This is a genomic window from Microvirga sp. P4_G7, assembly GCF_056401005.1.
This window is the reverse complement of record NZ_JBFUKD010000493.1, coordinates 1-2,915: the sequence shown is the minus strand read 5'-3', so window position 1 is coordinate 2,915 and position 2,915 is coordinate 1. Positions and strand designations below refer to the sequence as shown.

Here is a 2,915-nt window from a genome sequence, read left to right as displayed (position 1 = left end):
GCCCTCGACGATGGGAAGACCGAGCCGATGCATTCCGGTGTCCACATGGATCGCGGCCGGAAGCCGCGCGCCCTGGGCTCGGCAGAACGCCGCCCATTCGTCGATTTCCTCTTGCGATCCGAGCACGGGGCGGATGTCGTGATTGGCGTACGTCGCGCCAGTTCCCTGCGGAAAACCGTTGAGCACGTAGATCGTCGCCTCGGTCGCAACGGCGCGGACGCGCTTGGCTTCCGACAGATGCGCCACGAAGAAAACGCGGCAGCCTGCTTGCAGGAGGGCAGGGACCACCCGCTCGATGCCGGTTCCGTAGGCGTCCGCTTTGACGACCGCCGAGGTGTCAGTTTCGGCGCGGTCGCGAAGGATGCGCCAATTGGCGGCGATCGCGTCGAGATCGATCGTGAGCCGGGCGCCGGCCTCGGCGTCCGGGATGAGGCTTGATGAAGGCTGGCGCATGTTGATGTTCAATCGCCCATCCGTTCTGGCAGCTTGTCCTCGTCGGCGAGGTTCGTGAAGCGGGTGATATCAGCCTGGAACGCAAGTTGCACGGTGCCGGTAGGTCCGTGACGCTGTTTGCCGATGATGACTTCAGCCTTGCCGTGGACCTGATCCATTTCCGCTTGCCACTTGAAGTATTCCTCGGTGCCGGGCTTCGGCTCCTTGTTCTTGAGATAGTACTCTTCGCGGTAAACGAACATGACCACGTCGGCGTCCTGCTCGATCGATCCCGATTCACGCAAGTCCGAGAGCTGCGGCCGCTTGTCGTCGCGCGACTCGACCTGACGGGAGAGCTGGGACAGGGCGACGATCGGGACGGACAATTCCTTGGCGAGCGCCTTCAGCCCAGTGGTGATCTCGGTCAATTCCTGGACGCGATTCTCGCCCTTCTTGGCGGACGCGGACAGAAGCTGAAGGTAGTCGACCACGAGCACGTCGAGACCGCGCTGGCGCTTCAGACGCCGCGCGCGCGCCGCAAGCTGGGCGATCGAAATACCGCCGGTCTGGTCGATGTAAAACGGGATCGACTGCATCTGCCGCGCCGCTTCGGTGATCTTGTAGAAATCGTCTTCGCGCAAGTCGCCGCGGCGGATCTTGTAGGACGCGACGCCCGATTGCTCGGCGATAATACGAGTCGCCAATTGCTCGGCCGACATTTCGAGCGAGAAGAAACCGACGATGCCGCCGTTGATGGTCTTGATGCTGCCGTCCGGCTGCTTCTCGCCCTCATAGGTTTTGGCGATGTTGAACGCGATGTTGGTGACGAGCGATGTCTTACCCATCGCCGGACGTCCGGCGAGGATCACCAAATCCGACGCCTGCAATCCGCCGAGCGAGCGATCCAGATCGATCAGGCCGGTCGAGACGCCCGACAACTTCCCTTCGCGCTTGTAGGCTGCCGCTGCCATGTCGATGGCGTTCGTCAACGCATCGGAGAAGCGCTGGAAACCGCCGTCATAGCGCCCGGTCTCGGCGAGCTCGTAGAGGCGCCGCTCCGCTTCCTCGATCTGATCGCGCGGCGAGGTTTCGACCGGCGCATCATACGCCACGTTCACCAAGTCCTCGCCGATGCCGATCAGGTTGCGTCGGATCGCGAGATCATAAACGGCGCGGCCGTAATCCTCGGCGTTGATCACGGTGGTCGCTTCCGCGGCCAGACGGGCCAGATATTGAGAGACGGTGACGCCGCCGAGATCCTGGTCGCCCAGGAAGGTCTTCATCGTGGTCGGCGTCGCAACCTTTCCCGCCTTGATGAGCGAGGTGGCGACTTCATAGACACGTCGGTGGAGGTCTTCGAAGAAATGCGCCGGGTCGAGAAAGTCCGACACCCGGTAATAGGCGTCGTTGTTGACGAGAATCGCCCCCAGAAGCGCCTGTTCCGCGTCGAGGTTGTTCGGAGCAGCCCGGTATTGCGGCTCGGAAGCGTCGAGACGGGCAATCAGGGCATTGGCGGTGGCCATCAGGCGCTCCGGAATTCAGGGACTCGGTTGGGCGGAACCCTCTTTAGATCGGCGCGAACGATTCGGCGGTGGCGGCCTTGCCACAGATGAYGATTCAGAGGTCAGAGCGGCCGCCTTTCCTCAAAGTCCCCGATAGTCACATCGCAATCATTTCGGCGGCGAAGTGACTTGACTCTTGGCGATCCGATGGATKCCCCTCGGGGATCGATAAAGGAAGGCTCTTGCCGACGCCTTTACGCAAATGAAAAGCGCCTCCCGGACGAATCGTCCGGGAGGCGCTGATTGTGAACAAAAAGGGAACGAAGCGCAAGCCTCGTTCAGAACCTTAGAGCTCGACGTCGCCGGCTTCGGCAAGCGCCGCGCCGACCTCGAGACCGAGATCGTCGAGGTTCGTCTCTTCGCGGGTCGTAACCGATTCACCACGCGCCTGACGCTCGGCTTCCTCGGGGCTGCGGGCGACGTTGATCGTCACTTCGACCTCGACCTCGGGGTGCAACTGAACCGGCACCACGTGCAGACCGATCGTCTTGATCGGCTGGTTGAGAAGGAACTGGTTGCGGCCGATCGAGAAGCCACCTTCGCTGACGATGTCGGCGAGATCGCGGGTCGCGACCGAACCGTAGAGCACGCCGGTCTCGCCGGCCTGGCGGATGATCGTGAAGCTCTTGCCGTTCAGCTTCTCGCCGACGCCGTCCGCTTCCTTCTTGCGCTCGAGATTGCGGGCCTCGAGCTGGGCGCGCTGGGTCTCGAAATGCTCTTTGTTACCCTTCGTGGCGCGCAGAGCCTTGCCGCGCGGCAGAAGGAAGTTACGCGCATAGCCGTCGCGAAGATAGTCACATCGCAATCATTTCGGCGGCGAAGTGACTTGACTCTTGGCGATCCGATGGATGCCCCTCGGGGATCGATAAAGGAAGGCTCTTGCCGACGCCTTTACGCAAATGAAAAGCGCCTCCCGGACGA

Annotated in this window: 3 protein-coding genes; all 3 read right to left on the bottom strand. The window is 62.1% G+C overall.

The annotated features are described in order from the left end of the window. On the bottom strand, window positions 1-453 hold a 453-nt coding region (locus tag AC1DT3_RS16875; protein ID WP_477466394.1), incomplete at its 3' end, for an alanine racemase. An 8-nt stretch (window positions 454-461) separates the two neighbouring features. Next, window positions 462-1,955, bottom strand: coding sequence for a replicative DNA helicase (locus tag AC1DT3_RS16870; protein WP_477466393.1), 1,494 nt, complete (start codon window positions 1,953-1,955; stop codon window positions 462-464). Window positions 1,956-2,280: 325 nt separating this feature from the next. After that, entirely contained in the window at window positions 2,281-2,799 is a 519-nt protein-coding gene (rplI, locus tag AC1DT3_RS16865) for a 50S ribosomal protein L9 (protein ID WP_477466392.1), read from the bottom strand. Between the last annotated feature and the right edge of the window lie 116 nt (window positions 2,800-2,915).

What these genes read in the sequence shown, in the direction of transcription:
- AC1DT3_RS16870 (WP_477466393.1), bottom strand. Translation starts at nt 1,955, where the DNA reads ATGGCCACCGCCAATGCCCTGATTGCCCGTCTCGACGCTTCCGAGCCG.